This window comes from Aeromonas sp. MdU4, assembly GCF_041929505.1.
In the GTDB taxonomy this organism is placed as follows: domain Bacteria; phylum Pseudomonadota; class Gammaproteobacteria; order Enterobacterales; family Aeromonadaceae; genus Aeromonas.
Window position 1 is genome coordinate 284,843 of the sequence record NZ_JBHFMW010000001.1, and the last position, 19,637, is coordinate 304,479.

General features: G+C 48.4%; 15 protein-coding genes and 4 pseudogenes. 7 read left to right on the forward strand and 12 right to left on the reverse strand.

All coding sequences use genetic code 11. The features are described 5' to 3' along the window. Positions 1-213: 213 nt before the first annotated feature. The 5 genes and pseudogenes from ACE1BR_RS01260 to punC all read right to left on the reverse strand — a co-directional run bounded on the left by ACE1BR_RS01260 (position 214) and on the right by punC (position 4,849). Positions 214-1,056, reverse strand: a complete 843-nt coding sequence (locus ACE1BR_RS01260) for a patatin family protein (protein WP_374866880.1) — start codon at positions 1,054-1,056, stop codon at positions 214-216. A 456-nt stretch (positions 1,057-1,512) separates the two neighbouring features. Further along, positions 1,513-1,674, reverse strand: a pseudogene (locus tag ACE1BR_RS01265) (IS5/IS1182 family transposase); the annotation flags it as partial. Between the two features lie 12 nt (positions 1,675-1,686). Next, a pseudogene (locus tag ACE1BR_RS01270) lies at positions 1,687-2,062 on the reverse strand (MFS transporter); the annotation flags it as partial. A 692-nt stretch (positions 2,063-2,754) separates the two neighbouring features. Beyond that, on the reverse strand, positions 2,755-3,480 hold the full coding sequence (locus tag ACE1BR_RS01275) for a CBS domain-containing protein (RefSeq protein WP_374866882.1): 726 nt from the start codon (positions 3,478-3,480) through the stop codon (positions 2,755-2,757). A 178-nt stretch (positions 3,481-3,658) separates the two neighbouring features. Beyond that, a complete protein-coding gene (gene punC / locus ACE1BR_RS01280) occupies positions 3,659-4,849 on the reverse strand; it encodes a purine nucleoside transporter PunC (RefSeq protein WP_374866884.1) in 1,191 nt (396 codons plus the stop codon). 113 nt (positions 4,850-4,962) lie between these two features. On the opposite strand from punC, the gene punR reads away from it, so the two are divergent. Together punR and ACE1BR_RS01290 are read left to right on the forward strand one after the other, a co-directional pair. Next, entirely contained in the window at positions 4,963-5,880 is a 918-nt protein-coding gene (punR, locus tag ACE1BR_RS01285) for a DNA-binding transcriptional activator PunR (protein WP_374866886.1), read from the forward strand. Between the two features lie 400 nt (positions 5,881-6,280). Beyond that, positions 6,281-7,489, forward strand: coding sequence for a tyrosine-type recombinase/integrase (locus tag ACE1BR_RS01290; RefSeq protein ID WP_374866888.1), 1,209 nt, complete (start codon positions 6,281-6,283; stop codon positions 7,487-7,489). Positions 7,490-7,793: 304 nt separating this feature from the next. Here ACE1BR_RS01290 and ACE1BR_RS01295 read toward each other — a convergent pair whose 3' ends face one another. After that, positions 7,794-8,717 (reverse strand): LysR substrate-binding domain-containing protein, encoded by a 924-nt coding sequence (locus ACE1BR_RS01295; RefSeq protein ID WP_374866890.1) that lies wholly within the window; start codon positions 8,715-8,717, stop codon positions 7,794-7,796. A gap of 147 nt (positions 8,718-8,864) precedes the next feature. On the opposite strand from ACE1BR_RS01295, the gene dcuC reads away from it, so the two are divergent. The 3 genes from dcuC to ACE1BR_RS01310 all read left to right on the forward strand — a co-directional run bounded on the left by dcuC (position 8,865) and on the right by ACE1BR_RS01310 (position 11,988). Next, entirely contained in the window at positions 8,865-10,145 is a 1,281-nt protein-coding gene (gene dcuC / locus ACE1BR_RS01300) for a C4-dicarboxylate transporter DcuC (protein WP_374866892.1), read from the forward strand. A 14-nt stretch (positions 10,146-10,159) separates the two neighbouring features. Continuing rightward, positions 10,160-11,434 carry an amidohydrolase gene (locus tag ACE1BR_RS01305; RefSeq protein WP_374866894.1) on the forward strand — a complete coding sequence of 425 codons (1,275 nt, stop codon included), beginning with the start codon at positions 10,160-10,162 and terminating at the stop codon, positions 11,432-11,434. 308 nt (positions 11,435-11,742) lie between these two features. Next, positions 11,743-11,988 carry a hypothetical protein gene (locus ACE1BR_RS01310; RefSeq protein WP_374866896.1) on the forward strand — a complete coding sequence of 82 codons (246 nt, stop codon included), beginning with the start codon at positions 11,743-11,745 and terminating at the stop codon, positions 11,986-11,988. Positions 11,989-12,011: 23 nt separating this feature from the next. On the opposite strand, the pseudogene ACE1BR_RS01315 reads toward ACE1BR_RS01310, so the two are convergent. Next, positions 12,012-12,798, reverse strand: a pseudogene (locus ACE1BR_RS01315) (IS110 family transposase); the annotation flags it as partial. A gap of 254 nt (positions 12,799-13,052) precedes the next feature. Here ACE1BR_RS01315 and ACE1BR_RS01320 point away from each other — a divergent pair. Next, a complete protein-coding gene (locus ACE1BR_RS01320) occupies positions 13,053-13,910 on the forward strand; it encodes a hypothetical protein (RefSeq protein WP_374866898.1) in 858 nt (285 codons plus the stop codon). Positions 13,911-13,970: 60 nt separating this feature from the next. Here ACE1BR_RS01320 and ACE1BR_RS01325 read toward each other — a convergent pair whose 3' ends face one another. Genes ACE1BR_RS01325 through ACE1BR_RS01345 form a run of 5 tightly spaced genes read right to left on the reverse strand, consistent with a single transcriptional unit; the run spans position 13,971 to position 18,419 of the window. Next, a complete protein-coding gene (locus tag ACE1BR_RS01325) occupies positions 13,971-14,318 on the reverse strand; it encodes a PTS lactose/cellobiose transporter subunit IIA (RefSeq protein WP_374866900.1) in 348 nt (115 codons plus the stop codon). 9 nt (positions 14,319-14,327) lie between these two features. Then, on the reverse strand, positions 14,328-14,630 hold the full coding sequence (locus ACE1BR_RS01330) for a PTS sugar transporter subunit IIB (protein WP_075113450.1): 303 nt from the start codon (positions 14,628-14,630) through the stop codon (positions 14,328-14,330). Between the two features lie 16 nt (positions 14,631-14,646). After that, entirely contained in the window at positions 14,647-16,122 is a 1,476-nt protein-coding gene (locus ACE1BR_RS01335) for a M17 family metallopeptidase (RefSeq protein WP_374866902.1), read from the reverse strand. Further along, positions 16,115-17,092 (reverse strand): N(4)-(beta-N-acetylglucosaminyl)-L-asparaginase, encoded by a 978-nt coding sequence (locus ACE1BR_RS01340; RefSeq protein WP_374866904.1) that lies wholly within the window; start codon positions 17,090-17,092, stop codon positions 16,115-16,117. Before ACE1BR_RS01340 ends, ACE1BR_RS01335 begins: the two co-directional genes overlap by 8 nt. Continuing rightward, positions 17,085-18,419, reverse strand: a complete 1,335-nt coding sequence (locus tag ACE1BR_RS01345) for a PTS sugar transporter subunit IIC (RefSeq protein ID WP_374866906.1) — start codon at positions 18,417-18,419, stop codon at positions 17,085-17,087. The genes ACE1BR_RS01340 and ACE1BR_RS01345 overlap by 8 nt, the downstream gene beginning before the upstream one ends. 309 nt (positions 18,420-18,728) lie before the next feature. Between ACE1BR_RS01345 and ACE1BR_RS01350 the strand changes: the two are divergent. Beyond that, positions 18,729-19,422 (forward strand): annotated as a pseudogene (locus ACE1BR_RS01350) (IS3 family transposase); the annotation flags it as partial. Positions 19,423-19,637: the final 215 nt, after the last annotated feature.

A 19,637-nucleotide genomic window follows, 5' to 3' on the forward strand; every position in this document is an offset into this window, starting at 1 on the left:
GCAAATAATGGGCCATTCCCCACAAACAACGTTCTGCATGCAATGGCGTAATGTTTATGAAAACTGATACAGCGCAAACAACTCACTCTGATACGATTTTACCAAAGTGATATTATTTTTCGCGCAGCGATCTCTGAACACATGAGTCATGTCACCAGGCTCATGATGGATAACTCCTGAAAATATATGCAGCTGTATTGAGTCAGGGATATGTTATCTCGCCTGAAGCACACTCTGATATCCCTGCCAATAACCCTGCAGGTAACCGGCTTCGAGCTTGGCCGGATCCTTGGTGAAACGAGATACCGCAAAGCCGCCGGGGGGTGCTATCACCTCAATCTTGCAATCAGCAGGAGGATTGGCGATGAAGTCGAGGGCTCGGTTATAGTGATACGCTCGCCTCAACATGGCGTTGGCTAGCGCGGGCTGAGTCTTTAGCAAGGATCTCACCATCCAGCAGAAGCGCGCTGGCTTCTTTCTATATCCCCATGGCTCGGACAGGATGACCATCAGCTGGCGGGCTCCGCGGCGATAGGCTTCGATCACCGGGATGGAGTCGCTGAGGCCGCCATCCGCCATGGGGCGACCTTCGACACAGGGGGTTTCATGCTGCACCACGGGCAAGGCGCAAGTGGCCGTCAGCACCTCACCCATATTATCGTGACGTACCGGCAAGTAGGCAGCACAGCCCGTCTCTACATCGGTGGTCACCGCATAGAAGGGGATCGCGCGCTCACGGAAGGTATCTACATCGAGCGGGAAACGGTGGCAACTGGTACGCCACAACCAGTTGATATCCACCAGATCGCCGCCCTTGACGAAGCGCAACGGGTCGAGGAAATGAGAGCTGCAGGCAAGCTCGGTAATAATGTGGTGACTACGACGGGTCTGCCCGCTCAGGTAGGAGAGCAGGGCTGTCGCGCCGGCCGAGACACCGATGGCAAAATCAAAAGGGAAATAACCACTCTCGATGAAGGCATCGAGAACACCACATGCAAAGATGCCTCGCATGGCCCCGCCCTCGACGATGAGAGCTGACCGGGCGTCGTCGGTCATCGCAGACTCCCGGGATGCTCCTCCTGGCTGGATATAAGAAACTGAACGAGTCGGGGTCGCTTGTTGCCATCTTTCTGGGTAGGTCATTGATATTATCCGTCGGTAGATTTGCTATTTTAAGCGGCTGGCCATGCGAGGTTCATATTGTGGAGGCGAGCGATTTACATATGGCCTGTATCGGGTGATTATTCTAATAATCGAATCCTCGTTATCAGGGGATTCAGGCCCCGTAGCTCACTTCCTTAGTGCTCAGCATGATTTTCCTTAACTGAATATGCCTTGCAAAAAAGCCGTCACGCATTCAAGTAATAACAGCGCATCAAATAACACTGTTTACTGTTCTTTCTTTTAGATATGACCTACTGCCAATGGGATGCTTCAGCCACACCATCAAATTACGTTAATAATCTTCTCCAACATCATGCTGTTTCACCACGATGAATCTCCACTAAGAGCCTATCCCAATAGGGTTTTGTTCCACACAATAATGCCGCAAGCGAAATGCAGCATCGCTTCATAATTCTCGACTTTCTTCTCCCAGCGAGTCAGCACACGATGGAAGCGATTCATCCAACTGTGAGTTCTCTCTACCACCCAACAGTGCGCTTTAAAATCTGTGTTTTTCATGGCTTCAGATTCTTCGTAGCTATCTCTTAACATTGTCTGAGTTATCACAGAGCCAACTGCAGCACCAAAAGCAGATATAACTCTCGCCAGCAACAAAGTTCAAAATCATTAACTAATAATGCAAAAAGAGAATCTGATGCCTAGGTTAAAAGACCACATAGCATTGCAGGTCTACGACTTATCTTGTCGCACACTCGCCCCCCAAATACCCCCCACAGCAAACGCCAAGAAATATACTGACAAAGTTTGAGAGGCTTGTCCCTCACTGACCTCAAACTGGCTTGAAATATGAGTTAACACGGGGCTATATAGTCTCCACAATCTGAGGCAACATCATTAATCCGACAACTAGCCATAGCGGCGGTGACTTGTAATTCATTGGTGCAATACCCCCATAAATTATTTTTTATATTGTAGAGCAAGCGTCAATCCCTTGTTGTAATAAGTAGGACAATAAATATCAAAAAAAGGACAGAAAGGCTTTTCGTATGGCACTAATTCGACCCAATACACCTTTTGACCCTGACCAACTACCTGTTTTGGTATTAAGTCGATTGTCCGTCAAACGAACGTTATCTGGCCAAGCCAGAAATTGTCACACAACATTATTTTTATCTGACAACTCCTTTTGGGATAGGTTCTAAGTTTTTAAACCCGTAAAATAGAGGGTGACACGCAATTAGGAATGATTTCTTAGACATGGGGCAGCATTCATTTCTATCCTGTTGGAACCTCTAGCATTAAATAAAATCAATTCATTATCGGCACCTCAAAATATGCAGCGTGTTTTTTGGTCAGGTGTATTTGAACACATCGAATTATACGATGCGGTTAAACAGTGCATTCCGAGTTTCGTTCAAAATTGTCTTGCTGGCTAATTGCCACAGGCAGGCCTGCATAGTGGTCTTTCGCCAGCACCTGCTGTTCTACCGACTCGAACTCCACGGCCCCGCAGCGAATGTCCAGCAATCACCCGCTAAAACATAGCGCCTTGGTGCCGACAATCCTATTAAGACAAACAGATTCTCAGCCCAATTATCAGCAAGACTCGCCATCCACACGTGGGCGGCATCAATCCTGTTTGGCAATACAAAACCCTGTTATTGGTTCTATAAAAACAAGGTGATCATGGATATCACCATTGCCAGTCACCTCTTCTATCAGCGTAATCAAGGCAGCTCTTATATTTTCATCCCAAATAACGCCATCGATATCTACCACACCATTATTGACAGTGATCCTGATATTGCTCTTGGGTGCCCATGGCTGACTTTGTACACGCTCAATAATTTCATTTTTTATAGATTCATCATCGATCTTTTTTTTATCTGCACTTTCGTTATCGCGGTCGCGTACCCAGATAGTGTGGAGCGCCTTTAAAATATCGACTCGGGTGACAATGCCTACTAACTGATCGGCCTTCACGACGGGCAACCGCTTGATATTATGGTTTTCCATCAAGCTGATGACCTCATCCAGTGGCGCCTCCGGGCTGACCGTTAACGGATTCGCAGTCATAATCTCCCCGGCATAACTGGCATGGCTTTGGACGTAGTCCCTGGCAAGCCTGCCAGGACTGAACAAGAGCTCTTTCCAGTACGGTCGTTTTATTTCTGTTCCCAGCTCACGTCGACGCAGCAGATCGCCCTCAGTGACAATACCGACCATTGTCCCGTCACTGTCGAGTACAGGTAATCCACTTATTTTCAAATTGAGAATCAAGTCCACAACCTCAAAAACAGGGGTATTTTCATTGACGGTAACGGGTGAAGTAGTCATCACATTCGCGGCTATCATGGTTATCTCCTGACGTTAGGGGGTCGACCGTTTAATTATCTGTTTCTCATTAAGTTCTGACAGGGAGTGGCTGTGCGTCGCAGGCCATGCCCCCCTGCCAGCAAGACACCGAAGGCTGGCCTTATGGCAACAATCGTGGGTTAACGCCCAACCAATCCGCTCACCGCTACTATTTTGCTCACAAAACCGGGGCTACCTTTAGTTGCTCACCACGCTTCGGCCGCGCCAACCAATAGCCCAACAGCGCCAACGGTGCGGTCGCCAACATCACGATCGCGGTGATCAGTAGCGGCTGTTCAAGCATTGACGATACCAGCAGACTGCTCAGAAAGCACAGCCCCAATTGCAGCGCATTTTGCAACGCAGCCGCCTTGCCAGAGTTTTCCACAAATGGCATCAGCGCATTCGTCATCACGATCGGATACATGGCGGCATTGATCAGCGCAATCAGGCTGAACGGGATCAGCAAGCTAAAGAGAGTTGGCTCGGTGAACGTGGCAACAACATACAACGCCACCATACAGAGGCAATACGCCAGCAATAACCAAGGCAACATGGTCTTGCCATGAAAATGTTGCAAGGCGCTACGGCAACTGAAGCCACCGACTAAAAATGCGATTGTAGGCGGCACATAGCTCAAACCAATATCACTGGGGCTATAACCCATATCGCCAAGGATAAAAGGCGATGCGGTCAGCCAAGCGAAGAAACCAGCAGAGCTTGCAGCATAAATCATCACGTTACCGGTGAATACCCGCGAGGTCAGCAAATGCCCATAACTCAACCGGGATGGTGCTTTGTCAGTGCCCAGGCGTTTTGACGGCGATTTAAGACCGAATGTCAGTAACAGCAATAACAGCGAAATACCCAGCAACACCGCGAAGATTGCCCGCCACCCCCACAGCTCCGATACGTGGGCACCGAGTAATGGCGCCAACGCAGGTGATAGAGACATCAGGGGGATGATACCGGCAAACACCCGATGGGCCTTATCTGCCGCATAACGGTCGATCACCAGCGCTTGCCAACTGACGGCAGCGGAACAGACGCCAATCGCCTGGATAAACCGCAGCGCCCATAACTGAGGTGCACTCTGGACCCAAAACATGCCCAGACAACCGAGCACAAACAAACTCAAGCCGATGAGCAGAACGGGCTTGCGTCCAATGCGATCCGAGAGCGGTCCCCATAGCAACTGACCCACGGCAAAGCCTGCAAGGAAAATGCTCAAGCTGATGCCGACGGCGCCAGCCGAAATCTGCAACTGCTGACCCATGACCCCAAACGCAGGCAAGTACATATCCATGCCCAGATAGCCGAGCATACTCAATCCAATCAGGTAGCCGGTGAAGCCAAAGGTTTTATTCATTCAACACTCCAATAAAAACAAATATTTTGTTAGCGGCAGCCATTATATTTATTGATTTATTTGTGTGAAGCGGTAATAAATGAAGGCATGTATCAATTTTTTTGAATTCAAAAATGTGGTCTGAATATTCATTGGATGTCGTCAGCTCCGTGGCTCGGCATGGCAGTTTCAGTGCTGCCGCTCAGGAACTGCACCGTGTGCCTTCGGCGGTCAGCTACACAGTGCGACAACTGGAACAGTGGCTGGCAGTACCACTGTTCATCCGGCGTCATCGCGACGTGGAGTTAACCCCCGCTGGCAAGCTGTTCATTGAGCAAACGCGGGAAGTGATGAAAAATATGCTCAACACCCGCCACCTCTGTCAGCAAGTCGCCAACGGCTGGAGCGGGCAGTTAAAAGTGACGGTCAGCTCCATCGTCAAACAAAAACGCTGCCAGCAACTGGTGTTGGACTTCTATCGGCAGTTCACCGATGTGGAGTTGCTGCTTGGCTATGAAGAGTTCAGCAGTGTGTGGGAAGCAATTGCCGATGAGAGCGCCGACATGGTGATCGGAGTCAATAGTGCCGTGCCGATAGCCAGTCGCTACAGTTTCCGCGACATGGGCCAGCTGAACTGGTTGTGTGTCGTCAGCCCCCGGCACCCGCTAGCCTCGTTGAACAGTCCGCTCAATGACGACCAACTGCGGTGCTACCCGTCATTGTGCATACACGACTCCTCGCGCAATGTTCCCGCTCACGAAACATGGGCCCTGGACAACCAGCGTCGATTGGTGGTGCCTAACTGGGCCTCGGCCCTGGATTGTTTGCGCGAAAGCTTATGCGTGGGGATGGCGCCGACACATCTGGTACAGCCACTGATCCAACAAGGCGAGCTGGTTGCCCTGAATCTACAACGACAATTCATCTCCAGCCCATCCTACGTCGCCTGGAACCAGGACAAACATTCCCTTGCCATGGCCTGGGTACTCGATTATCTGGGAGATACCGAGACGATGAATCAGGAGTGGTTAAATGACGAGGTCGCCGTTTAACACGCAGGTCCAAGGGCGCCTCGTGTTCGTTCTGTTCACCTCACAGGCTAAATCGATCGCCAGTTGAGCTCAAAGGGGGGCTAACGGAACGTATCGGGGGCCGTTCATCTGAATACCATGTCAGCCAAGACTTAATGACACCCTGGATGGGATGTCAGGAAATAACACAAACAAAAAAGCCCAACCTGTTCAACAGGTTGGGCTCGGTATGTGGCGGAGAGACAGACCGCCTGAATTAAGTCCAGCCAAAACCAGTCACATCCTACATATCTAATTACAATCAGCATCTTACAGACAAATTAGACCAACATCGTCCGACTGCAAATGACTCTATCCCGTACTAAATGGCACAATGGATGGCATAGTCCATGGCATGCCACATTCTCAAGGAATCTTCCCTATGGCACTTCTTACCGATACCAAAGCGCGTAATCTCAAGCCAGGTGACAAAGTAATTCCACATGGTGGCGTAACAGGCCTTGCACTACATCCGTCAACAGCAAAAGGCCGTGGCAACTGGGTGCTTCGCTATGTTAGCCCAGTGACCGGAAAACGCAGAAATGCGGGATTAGGCTCTTACCCAGAGATATCCATCGCCGATGCCACCAAGCAAGGACAGAAGATGCGAGAGCAACTCGCCAATGGCCTTGACCCACTCGAACTCAAACGTGCGGAAGAGAGCAAACCCTCCATCCCAACTTTCGAGGCTGCTGCCAGGGAAGTTCATTCCAAACTGCTACCTGGATGGAAAAATCCCAAACACGGCAAACAGTGGATCTCGACGCTCGAGCAGTATGCATTCCCCATGATTGGCCAGTACTCAATCTCTGCCATCACTCCTGCGCAGATCGCTGAGGTCTTAATGCCGATCTGGTTGGCGATCCCTGAAACTGCCAGCCGTGTGAAACAGCGGTTGCATGCGGTCATGGCTTGGGGCTGGGCGCACGGTCACTGCCAAGCAAATCCAGTTGATGTGGTGAATCACTTGCTTCCACTACAACCCAGTAAAGCCGTGCGTACAGAGCATCAACCTGCCATGCCCTGGCGTGACATTCCCGCCTTTGTTCAGCAGCACTTGAGGACCGCACAACGTTATGATGTCACCCGCTTAATGCTGGAGTTCTTGATCCTGACGGCTTGCCGCTCAGGTGAAGTGCGAGCAATGAAATGGTCAGAGGTAGATCTGGAAGCAAAGATCTGGACCTTGCCAGCAGAACGAATGAAGGCCAAACAAATGCATCGCGTCCCGTTATCTCTTCGAGCGGTCGAGATCCTGATGGAATTGCAGGGGTTGCATGATGAATTGGTCTTCCCTTCACCACGAGATCAAGTCCCACTATCAGATATGGTGCTGACAACATTTTTGCGACGGATAAACGCTGCAAGTTCTACCCCTGGTCGTCTGGCAACGGCTCACGGCTTTCGTTCCAGCTTTAGGGACTGGTGTAGCGAAAATGGGTATGTACGGGATCTCGCAGAACGAGCATTAGCGCACACCGTGAAAAATAAGGTAGAGGCTGCATACCACAGGACTGACTTGCTGGACCAGCGGCATCCGATGATGGATGCTTGGGCTGAGTTTGTGACTGGTAATTTACCAACGGGATAAGAAGGAAACGGCCATCTGGCCGCTTCCTACATTAATTTTTAGCCTTTCCGTACTGATAAAGCAATATTTCTTGACCACGACAAAAATAGTTTGCGTGCTGTTCATTGGGCTCCATGTTAGAGATGTATTGCCAGATCAATACCAATAGTTGTGGCCTTCATGGTGGTTGACTCTCCCATCAGTAATAAGAACTTGCATTCGCCACTTTGACACTTCAGATGCCATTTTTGGGAGGGGCGACCATCCCATTAGCAACGCCCTGCTAATGATGAAAGTGCGATCAACTTGTTCATACCTTCCCTAATTAAGCTGCAGCCCAGTCATGTTGCAAGCAGCACCGTTTAAATCCCTCCAACAGCAATAATGCTGCCTGTGTGAGCGGCCTCTTTCTGGGGTAAATGAGTGCGTAATTTCCATTTGGTAATAGAGTATCGGTTAGGGGTAAAGGGGTCAGCACCTCGCAAAAGCGGGATTCATTTAGCCTGGCCTTTGTTAATATTGTTATATAGTCGCAGTTCAGCACTAGATTTATTATGCATACCATAGAGTCAGTCATAACTGGTGCAAAGGGATTATCTGGATGGTTGAAAGGAATATATTTCCTGATGTAGTGATAATATCCCATGTCTGTTTCTGGGAATAACCACTTGGCATGAGACAACTCCTGCAAAGATTTACACTCTAATAATGGGTGCCCTTTTCTTGCAACTATACAAAATGGCGCTTCAAATAATGGCTCAATGATAAAATCCCCTAATGGCATCCTTTCAGTTACTGTACCCAATGCGAACTCAAGACGTCCATCACGCAAACAAGGTAAGAGAGTTGATAGCTGAGCCTCCTTGATATTAATCAGCGTCTCTGGGTGCTGTGTTTTAAAGTCATGTATTACTGAGCATAGTATCGTATCTCCAAACAGTGCAGAAATACCAAACGTCACACTATTATAAGCATTCTCATTTATTTTTTTAATTTCCCAGACCGCTCTTTGTAACTCATCCACGATCAAGCTTGTTCGAATAGAAAATGCTTTTCCTGCTTCCGTTAGAGTGACTCCTTCATTGCTTCTTACTAACAATGTTGCCCCCATCTGATGCTCAAGCTCTTTCAATGCACGAGTTAGTGCTGGTTGTGATAAATTAATTTCTTTTGCTGCAGCCCGAATACTCCCACAACGAATTACTTCATTGAATATCTTTATTTGTTGTAATTTTGGTAAGTTTTTCATGTTTTTTTAACCATATAAAAATTCCTTATCATGGTAAGGATAATAACATCCCCCCTTGAGATAACTTTGTGCGTCAAGTCAAAAAACACAAACGTGAAATCAGCAACACTGTTGAAAATAACATTATCTCACTAGGGAGATTGCCCCATGTTGATTACCATACTGGGGGTTGTAGTTCTTATAGCTACAATTGCCTTATTAGTTAGAGGGTGTGATACTAGAACAACACTGATTGGTGCTGGCATTATATTATGTATCATTTCTTTATCTCCAATGAGTGCGTTCAGTGCTTTTTCTGAACGAATGACAACCTCTGGATTGATTGAGTCCATCTGTTCCAGTATGGGCTTTGCCTTTGTTATGAAATACACTCGTTGTGATCTGGCATTGGTTCATTTATTAACACGTAGTTTATCTAGCTTAGGTTTCCTATTAATTCCAGCAGCAGTCGTGATCACATTTTTAGTGTGCATAGCAATACCTTCTGCTGCTGGAGTTTCAGCAGCAGTAGGTGCAACATTGATCCCACTACTTGTTGCCGCCAGAATACATCCTGCAATCGCGGGTGGTGCTGTTCTTTCTGGCACACTAGGGGCCTACTTGAATCCCGGGGTTGCTCACAATGCATTCATTTCCAAGATATCAAACACCCCATTAATGGAGTTCGTATTTTACCATGCCCCTATTACTGTTATCTGCATGGTGATTTGTGCCATATGTTTAACAATAGTAGCCGTTGTATCAAAAGAACTAAACTATCATCAAGATGAATGTGCTACTACCAATACAGAACGTAATGGCATTATTCAAGAAAAAAATGGCCTACAGTTCTATTTGAAGGCAATCGCACCTTTTATACCAGTTTTATTACTCATTGCTGCTGGACTCGGGTGGTTTGGTGAAATAAAAATGAATGTCCCTGCAGCAATGATTATTGGTGTTATTTATACTCTATTTGTCACCCGAGAAAAACCAAGTGCAATGACAAAGAGCTTCTTTGATGGCATGGGCTCATCGTATGCAGATATCTTAGGTATTATCATTGCGGCAGCGGTGTTTATTGAGGGGTTAAATGCAACAGGTGTTATTAGTGAATTCATCCATCTTCTCACTAATTACCCCGAATTCGCACGTTGGGGCGGTACATTAGGACCTTTCTTGATGGGACTCATCACTGGTACTGGTGACGCAACCGCATTTGCATTTAACGAAGCAGTGACGCCACATGCTGAAAGCTTTGGTTATGAAATCAATAATCTCGGTGCAGGAGTCATGCTTGCTTCAGCGCTGGGCCGTAATATGTCACCTTTGGCTGGCGCCGCTATTGTATGTGCGGGATTGGCTGGGGTTAATCCCATCGAAATTGCCAAGCGTACTGCGCCAGGAGCCATTACTGCGGTATTATTCATTGCACTATTTTTCTTATAACAGGACACTTACCCATGAACGAATTAAATCTAGAACAATTAAAGCTATGGCGTCGGCAATTTCATAAAATGCCTGAAATTGGTTGGTCTGAATTTGTAACCACTGCAACTTTAATTAGCACACTACGTGAAATGGGTTATCAGGTTCTATCTGGTAAGAAGTTTCTTAAAACTGATAACATACTTGGAAGAAGTCAGAAAGAAGTTGATATCGGGTTAGCACGTGCAGCATCTAAAGGGATAACTCCCGAGTTGATGGAAGAAATGGATGGGCTGACTGGTTGTGTTGCTGTTTTAGATACCGGTATTGCCGGACCAACAGTTGGTATGCGTTTTGATATTGACTGTGTTGCCGTCAATGAGAGTCAGGATCTGAGCCACTATCCATTTGCACAAGGATTTTCCTCACAGAACCCTGGGTATATGCATGCCTGTGGGCATGATGGTCATATGGCTATAGGATTGGGGGTCGCTCTATGGATCGTAACGCACAAGACTGCACTCACAGGACGTTTCAAACTAATATTTCAACCTGCTGAAGAAGGTGTTCGTGGTGCAAAGCCCATCGCTGAAGGGGATGTACTGGATGATATTGATTACTTCTTTTCTGCACATTTAGGTATGGGATGCTCAAGTGGAGAGATAATGATTAACCCTTTGGGTTTTTTATGTACAACAAAGTTAGACTTTAGATTTTATGGTGCGCCAGCACATGCAGGAATTAACCCACATGGAGGCGCAAATGCTCTGGCAGGGGCATGCCATTGTGTTACCCAACTAATGGCCATACCTCGTCATGGAGAAGGTATGACCAGAATTAATGTTGGTACGTTACTAGCTGGTGAAGGACGCAATGTGATCCCGGCAACTGCGTCGTTGCAATTAGAAGTAAGAGGAGGCAACCAGCAAATTAACAGCTTCATGACTCAACAGGCATTAAGAACTGGCGAAGGTATAGCCTTGGGGTTTGGTCTTCGTTTTGAGCATGAGCTTATGGGAGAAGCCGTTGATCTGTATAACGATGAAAAATTAATAAATTTGGTTACCCAGATAGCTGTTAAGGAGATGGGTTTGTCCCCGCAAGAAGGACTATTTGGCGGTAGTGAGGACGCTACGGTGTTAATTAAACGGGTACAGGAACATGGAGGTCAAGCAATCTACTTCGTGCTGGGTTCAACAATTAAAGCGGGCCATCATGAAGCATGCTTTGATTTTGATGAGATATCTTTATTATACGGTGTCAAAATCTTTACTAATTGTATCGATTATCTTTGCCAGGAACACCAATGAGAAAATAATATATTCCTGTTTGGACTTTCGCGTATTCACCTAGTTTTGATATTTTTAACCCGATTTAAAAAACAGTTAAATTGATGGACCGTAATAATTTCATCCCTAGCGCATATACAGAATTTTTTAGTAGTTCACCACTGACTGTGCAACCTTAAATCTCGACTTGACTAGATGGTAGAATCTTTTATATTTTTACATTTCTGAATTAAGGGTAAGGCAATGACTTTCATTTTCGTTTACGAATCTTTCTTAATAAGCCACGATGGAACAGACAGTTATGTTGAACTCATTGCAGGTCTAAAAAAATGTTGATTATCGACAAAGAACATGCCGCCATATATTTCACTCTACTTTGTTTTGCGCATAGTTATGTGCAACTTTATTCAGATCAACCTGTGGAACCTAATTTTGCACGTAGAGCAAAGCTTGAATTGCAAAATCACATGGATATGGCTTTACCTATTTTCACTGGTCGTTGCCAAGAAGAAAATAAATGGGAAATTCTCAACAAGATTGTTTTAAACTACCAAAAAGGTAAAAAGTTTTTTTAGTTTTTGGGGTATAAACAGGCGTTGAGCAGCACTTGTTTGCCGACACTGGAATGCTGGCAAGGAATTACGCCAGGCTGCAAGTTGTCTGCCATTCTTAAAACTTTTTGCGTTTCCAACGGTGGCGATCAAGGCACTCTCGGTGATCGGGCCGCTCCCCGGGATCTGCGCCAGCTTCTTGCTGGCGATGTTCTCACGATGCCAGCTCTGGAGTTAGCCCTCCAGTTCCTGAACCTGCCGGTCGAGCGCCTTGAGATGATCCCCCAGACGCTCAAGCAATTGCCGAAACGTCCCTGGCAACCCGTTCTCGCACTCCTCTAGGATTTCGGGCAGACGCTTGCCAATGTGGGTAATGCCTTTAGGAATGATGATCCCGTGTTCTGCCAGCAGACCGCGTAGCTGGTTGGCCTGTGCGGTCCTCGCCTTAACAAAACCTTGCCGGGCGCGGTGCAGCGCCAGGACGGCTAACTGTTCACTACTCTTCATTGGCACAAACCGCATGTTCGGCCGGCTCACCGCTTCGCAGATCGCCTCAGCATCCGCCGCATCGTTCTTGTTGGTCTTCACGTAGGGTTTAACAAACTTCGGGGCCATCAGTTTGACGGTATGTCCTAGCCCTTGCAGTTTGTTGGCCCAATAGTGGGCGCTGCTACAGGCCTCCATGCCAATCAGACAGGGTGGCAGATTGGCAAAAAAGCTGATCATTTGTGCCCGCTTGAGCGGCTTGTTAAACAGGCACTTGCCGTGTTCGTTCACACCGTGTATCTGGAAAATCGCTTTCGCCAAATCGATCCCGATAGTTTTAACGTTCATGTTGATCGCTCCACTCACATTGATGAATGTATCGTCCCACACGTTGGGACAGGTGTTGTCGGTTTAGGAGGGGCGACCATCCCATTAACAACACCGCTCTGGGGGCGATTCACTGGCTGATTTGGACATACACCGCGCATAGCCTGGCGGGCATCGATAGCAATGAGCGATTAGATATCCCTGACACTGTATATTGCGATATAATAATTACTCTTTTCGCCCGGCACGCACGGTTAGCCCAAAGAGTACGCAAAATGGAAATAAAGCTGCACCAGAACGCAACCACCACGCCCCGGACCCGCAAATATATCCAGACTTCCACCAAATCAGATGCAGCCCTTGCCGAAGAGCTGAACATCTCGATTGATACGGTAAAACGCTGGCGCAATCGGGATGATTGCTATGACAAATCTCATCGACCGCGCACAATCCATCGCAAGCTGCAGCCTGAGCAAGAGTGGCTGGTGTTATTTCTACGCCATCGGCTCCACCTTTCTCTTGATGAACTGCTGGAGGTCACGCGGTTACTGATCCGTGCCGATGTCTCACGGGCAGGCCTGAGCCGTTGTCTGCAAAAACACCGGCAAGAGCGGTTGAAAAAGCCAGACCCTGTATCAGGGGTGGGCAAAATATGGCTGGATGCCTTCCATCTTCCGGCTGCGCTGACTGCCAGTCAGCCCCTGCTGCTGATGGTCACGGAGCAATTCACCGGTCATATATCGTTTGCCCTCTGTGCTCAGGAGGAAAAAGAGCAGACATTAAATGGCTTTGCCAACTATCTGCGGGAAGAGCTGCCCTACAGGATCACAAGCATTGAGCTCACCGGTCAAATTCCCGAGGTACAGGCGATGGCAAGCCAGATCTGTCAACAGGTCACACCTACTCTACTGCCAGTCTCGGTTGATGGGGTTTGCTCAACCACTTTTTCCAAATCACTGGCAGACATAGTGGCAGGAGAGCGTTTTGATAAGCGCCTTAGCCTAGGTGCGGTATTGCTCGAGTATGAAGATATTCTCAACCATAGGGTATTACGCAATCGCTTGAAAAGCCTGACGCCTAGCGCCTATATCCGCCAGTTACTACATGGCTCCCCAAGGTTTGATATCAAATAAAAATAAGAAAGGGAGGCATCAGCCTCCCTTTCTGCTCTTTTGCATGACGACAGAAACATCTCAATAGTGCATGCTTGATAATTGGCTACAGCTTGTTGCGACAGGAGGTAAGCGGCGATGAATCGCAATCATCTCTTGAGTCAGATCCATCAACAAAACCGCATTCATTACATGATCCTGGGCATGAACCATCACTATTTGGACCGGCAGTTTTCCCTCGCCAGCATCAGCCTCAATCAGCTGTGTTTGTACTGCATGAGCAGCATGAAGTGCATTGCGAGCCTGCTCGACCAACTGCTCTGCCTGCTCAAAATCGCCACTACGAGAATATCTCATAGCCTCCATCAACATACTGCGACAACTACCGGCACTGACAATTAGCGTCATGACCTGCTCTTCTAGCTCCATCATTACTCCTTATATCAGGGTCAGAGCATGGTCGAGGATCTTTTCTCCATCCAGCATGCCATAGTGCATCATATTAATTGATTCTACCTTTTTACCATATTGAGCGGCTTGTTCCTTACAAGCTGCCAGCTTGTAGCTAATTTGCGGCCCCAGTAGTGCACAGTCAAAAGATTGAATGGCCTCTTTAAACTCCTGCATACCTTTCGCCTGAATATCTATCTCGAGTTGACGACGTGCAGCAACATCCTGCATTTTTTTCACAACCAGACTGGTAGACATCCCCATATCACATACCAATAGGATCTTTTTCATTTTTAACTCCTTCTGCTCACCCATTCATAACAGGTGAGATTTGCTGGATCAGAAATTCCGTCAACAGAGGAATGGGGCGACCACTGGCCTGGGTATAGTCACCACGACGCAACGCTGTACCGCTTACATCCAGATGAGCCCATGGACGGTCACCACAGAATTTACTCAGGAAATAGCCCGCAGAGACAGCGATTGCTGCATTATTAGGGGGGGTATTGGTAAAATCTGCTATATGGCTCTTAATTTGCGGTTCAAAACTGTCATCAAATGGCAGCGTCCATAGTCGATCCCGACTGGATTCTGCTGCCCGAGTCAGAGCAGAACAGAGTTCACGATCATTGCTCATCAGACCACTAATGTCATAACCCAGTGCCTTGACTACTGCACCAGTCAGCGTTGCCACATCAACGATGCAACGAGGAGATAGTTGTCGGTCGGCAAATGCAATCCCGTCTGCCAATACCAGCCGCCCCTCGGCATCTGTGTTGATGATTTCAACCGTGTGACCGGCATAGGTAGTAATGACATCTCCTGGCCGCATAGCTCGATCGGTCGGCATGTTTTCAGCCAATACCAACACAACATCCAGATTGAGTGGCAATTGCAACCGGCGCACGGTATCAATTAATCCGAATCCCACAGCAGCACCACACATATCGTACTTCATGGTGCGCATACCCTCGCCCTCTTTGAGCCAGAGACCACCGCTATCAAAAGTGATCCCCTTGCCTACTACCGCATACGGCTGGGTATCACCAGCGCCTCGATAACGCAGCAAGACCAGCCGGGGAGGATTCAAACTCCCCTTGCCAACAGCATGCAGAGCCCCCAACCCCAAGGTTTGAATAGCCTCGTCATCAAATATCTCGCAACTGATCTCATGGTGCTGCATGGCATAGCGCGCCAGCTCATCGGCCACCAACTCCGGCGTGCAATCCTGGCTTGGTCGATCTGCCATACGTCGAGCAAGTCGCATCCCACTGCTAATAGCACAAGACTCCTGCAACAATTTATCTGCCAATAGATATTGCTCCTGCGATGCCAATAAGCGCAGTGCGGGCTCCATACCACCGGGAGATGAGCGATAGCCGAGTTGCGGCAGTTGGTAGAACTGGTTTTGCAACGTCACAATACTGTGGCGCAACACCGCCCACTGTTGTGGGTCTTCCAGAGCAAAGGGGGTCATGTCCAGGAAAACACTCTCAGAACCATCACCGGGTACTGCCCGGATCAATGCGTCGGTGATCTCGCGCAAACCTGCTGGCGCCAACATCTTCTGGCGATCCGCCGCTAGCCAAGTGAGGCGCTTGCACAGCCCAGCCAGTCCGACATCCAGCGTCATACTCTGATGGCCGTTTAGTTCTGCCAAAAGTTGCGCTACTGGAAGTAAGGCCGGTTGCTCCCGATAGCTTTCTGCACCTCCCTGCCATAGCAGTAAATGTGCAGCAGCAGGAATCGGTGTTGACCAGAGTATTACTGATGCATCAAGCATGATGATGTTCCTCAACGGGGGCACTAATACGGGCAAGATAGGCATTCAACCACGCTTCATCCGCTTCACTGTAGAAGGTATGGTTATCTTCACGTCGAGCCAGAAAAACCGTCGGAGAGATAGCATGGTTAGCTACCACGAAAGAGAAACTATCAATATTGGTCGCAGCACCAAACTCGCCTTCGCAGTTCATGCATACGACCGAAAGATCCCCTGCACGTCCATAGCGGGCAAGTAGACGAGATTCCAGCTCATAAACAGCTGACTCGGCAGCAGCCTGCGGCGTCATACCTCGCCCCATGCGCTGAACAATCTCGTAGCTGATGCACCCCTTCATCAGGTCTTCACCCAACCCTGTTGCCGTTGCCGCCCCCATGGAACTGTCAGCATAAAAGCCACTGCCAGAGACCGGGGAATCGCCCACACGACCAGGACGCTTCATGAAGAGACCGCTGGTTGAGGTCGCAACACAGATTTTGCTACTTTGATCGAGAGTAATGACCCCAACGGTATCATGCCCGGTATAGGGATTAAGACCGCGAGCAAGTGTCTCTCGACAGCGCTTGCGATAGTGCTGCATCGCCCGCTCAGTCAGCATTTTCTTTTGTTCGAAACCCGCGTTAACGGCCCACTGCTCAGCACCGCTCCCGACCATGAAACTGTTGAATCGCTCTTCGCTCAGCGCAGCAGCAATCAGAACCGGGTTAGCCAAATTACGCACCCCCGCCACTGCGCCCATGGCCAATGAATCGCCATCCATGAAAGCAGCATCCAGCTCAACTTCACCATCCTGATTTGGCAAGCCTCCATACCCGACAGACTTGTAAAGTGGGTAATCCTCGACCTGTTTAACTGCGTGTAATACCGCTGAGCGGGCATCCCCTTTGTCCGCGAGTAACTTGGCACTTGCACTCAAACCTTCGTAAGCCATCCGCCAAGTGGCAATAATGCCCCATTGATGATTAACCATTGCTTACCTTCTTTTGTGATTGTACTGAATGTGACGACTCCCCATGACTCTCGGCAGGGTTTTCTGTGGCCTGATATTGACGATCAAGAACCTTCATAAAGGGCAGATAAATCATGGCCCCAATAAACAGATTGAATAACTGAATAAGGGCTCCGCTCAGATGACCTGTGACGATAAAACCACTGATGACTGGCGGCAAAGTCCAGGGGATATAGACCCCGGTTGTGGTTGCAACCAAACCCGATGCCATTGCGATGTACTGAATTGTCACCAGCACCACAGGAACCAGGTTGAACGGGATCAGCATGATGGGGTTCATGATGACAGGAAGGCCAAACAGGATGGGTTCATTGATATTGAAGATGGAGGAACCAGCGGCCAGCCGAGTCATTTTCTTGATGTGTTGGCTACGGGCAAAAATCAGCATAGCCAAGACCAACGACAGGGTTGCGCCTGATCCCCCCATCCAGATCATGTCGTAAAATTGCTCTGTAACAACATGTGGTGGCAGTAAACCCGCATGAGTTGCTGCCAAGTTTTCGGCCTGGTTATCCATCCAGAATGGGCGGAGGATACCGTTAATCATTGAACCGGAATTAATCCCAACTGACCAGAGGGAGCTAATACTAAGTACTGTCAATATGGCACCAAAATAGGACGTGCCAAAATGACGAACCGGCATTGCAATAACAGAATAGATAAATTCATGAATGGTATGGTAGGAGGTGGATGCAAAGAGGATCCGGATTGCCAGAGCCATAGAAAGGATGAGCAGGGCCGGGATCAGCGCAGCGAATGACTTTTGCACCGCAGGGGGAACACCCTCTGGCATCTTGATCACGATATTACGACGCAAAAACAGAGTGAATATCTCGGTCCAGACAATTGCCCCCAACATGGCAACAAACAGCCCCTTGGAGCCGATCCACTCCATCGGAATAACAGCTGCCCCCTGTGCATTCACGCTAAAGGGAGTCAGGATCAGAAAACAAGACAACGACAAGATGCCAGCTGAACTCTTGTCAATATCATTTCGTTCAGCCAGACGATAAGCCACTAAATAAGAGATAAACAGCGCCATAGTCGAAAAGATGGCATTAAAGGGGATCTCTATCGTTGCTCCCCACTGCTCACCAAAAATGGATGCCATAAAGGCTTTGTAGCTGTCGCTGGGGAACGATGAAATGACCAACAAGATCGAACCAACGATAATGAACGGCATAAACGAGATATAACCATCTCGAATGGCCCCCAGATGGCGTTGCTGAGCAAGGCGCCCTGCTAACGGCATCAATTTTCTTTCTATCAATTCGACCACGCTTTTCATCTGCGATTCCCTTCCCTCTTTAAAAGTAAATATTCAATCAACTGATACAAAAAGCATCAACCACCATAATGTAATCGATTGCGATAAGTGCAAAGGTGATAATAATCACATTAAAAGAATTCAGTATCACAAGATTACATAAACTGAACCACCATAAAAATGTTGATTTAAACTGCGAAAAGCTCCCCTCGAGACCACCCAATCCGCCTAAAAGCCGTTAACAAAACCGTTTAACAAAGCGCAGGGAAATTGGACTGACTCCGCCCCAGTAGACGATCCTGCCCTAGAGTTTGAGCGTAGGAGGAGCGTATGGGCACACCACGATTTACACCTGAATTTAAAGAGGAAGCAGTGCGTCAGATCACTGAGCGTGGTTATTCAGTGGCAGAGGTGTCTGACCGGCTGGGGGTTTCTGCTCACAGTCTCTATAAATGGCTGAGGGCCATCAAACTGGATAATCGCGAGCAGCATGCCCGCGATTTACTGGAAGCAAAAAGTGAGATCCTGAAGCTATGGGTGCAGTTAAAACGCACCGAAGAAGAGCGGGATATTCTGAAAAAGGCCGCGCGGTACTTTGCAAGGGAGCCCGACTGAAGTACCGCTTTATCAATGAGCACCGTTCTGTATGGGGGGTCGTGACAATGTATCGGGTACTGAATATCGCCCGGGCCGGATTTTATGCATGGCTGCATAATCCGGTCTGTGCACGTGATAAAGACAACCAGCGTCTGCTGACACTCATCCGCGATTCATATGCTCTGAGCGTTGGCGTGTATGGCGATCGCCGGGTTCATGGTGACCTGAATGAGATCGGCGAAACCTGCGGTAAAAATCGGGTGGGACGGCTTATGCAACTAAACCGGATCAAAGCCATACGCGGCTATAAAGCGCCACGCAGGATGTCTGGTAGACCTTCCGTCGTAGCGCCTAATCGTATACAGCGACAATTTGACAATTTACTGTTATACGGGCCAATCAGGTTTGGGTGACCGATATCACTTATAGTGCGCCCGGAGTACAGGGTGAGTGCAGACACTCAAATGAACCACTAGCCTATCTGGAATGTTGAAAGGCTAACTCATGACGAGAAATCTGACACCCCCACCGAGTGTGACGGTGGTGAGCCTGAGTGGCAGTGACCTGTGGTATGCCCGCAGGGTGATGTAACCCACTGACAACGGGGGGTGAGGCGAGATCACTAAACCAAGATGCCCCTCA

Bases quoted from the DNA above. Each gene is read 5' to 3' on its own strand.
- ACE1BR_RS01295 (WP_374866890.1), bottom strand. From the start codon at position 8,717: ATGAAAAACTTACCAAAATTACAACAAATAAAGATATTCAATGAAGTA.
- ACE1BR_RS01320 (WP_374866898.1), top strand. From the start codon at position 13,053: ATGGAAATAAAGCTGCACCAGAACGCAACCACCACGCCCCGGACCCGC.
- ACE1BR_RS01345 (WP_374866906.1), bottom strand. From the start codon at position 18,419: ATGAAAAGCGTGGTCGAATTGATAGAAAGAAAATTGATGCCGTTAGCA.
- ACE1BR_RS01310 (WP_374866896.1), top strand. From the start codon at position 11,743: ATGTTGATTATCGACAAAGAACATGCCGCCATATATTTCACTCTACTT.
- ACE1BR_RS01260 (WP_374866880.1), bottom strand. From the start codon at position 1,056: ATGACCGACGACGCCCGGTCAGCTCTCATCGTCGAGGGCGGGGCCATG.
- punR (WP_374866886.1), top strand. From the start codon at position 4,963: ATGTGGTCTGAATATTCATTGGATGTCGTCAGCTCCGTGGCTCGGCAT.
- ACE1BR_RS01335 (WP_374866902.1), bottom strand. From the start codon at position 16,122: ATGCTTGATGCATCAGTAATACTCTGGTCAACACCGATTCCTGCTGCT.
- ACE1BR_RS01305 (WP_374866894.1), top strand. From the start codon at position 10,160: ATGAACGAATTAAATCTAGAACAATTAAAGCTATGGCGTCGGCAATTT.
- ACE1BR_RS01330 (WP_075113450.1), bottom strand. From the start codon at position 14,630: ATGAAAAAGATCCTATTGGTATGTGATATGGGGATGTCTACCAGTCTG.
- ACE1BR_RS01275 (WP_374866882.1), bottom strand. From the start codon at position 3,480: ATGATAGCCGCGAATGTGATGACTACTTCACCCGTTACCGTCAATGAA.
- punC (WP_374866884.1), bottom strand. From the start codon at position 4,849: ATGAATAAAACCTTTGGCTTCACCGGCTACCTGATTGGATTGAGTATG.
- ACE1BR_RS01340 (WP_374866904.1), bottom strand. From the start codon at position 17,092: ATGGTTAATCATCAATGGGGCATTATTGCCACTTGGCGGATGGCTTAC.
- dcuC (WP_374866892.1), top strand. From the start codon at position 8,865: ATGTTGATTACCATACTGGGGGTTGTAGTTCTTATAGCTACAATTGCC.
- ACE1BR_RS01325 (WP_374866900.1), bottom strand. From the start codon at position 14,318: ATGGAGCTAGAAGAGCAGGTCATGACGCTAATTGTCAGTGCCGGTAGT.
- ACE1BR_RS01290 (WP_374866888.1), top strand. From the start codon at position 6,281: ATGGCACTTCTTACCGATACCAAAGCGCGTAATCTCAAGCCAGGTGAC.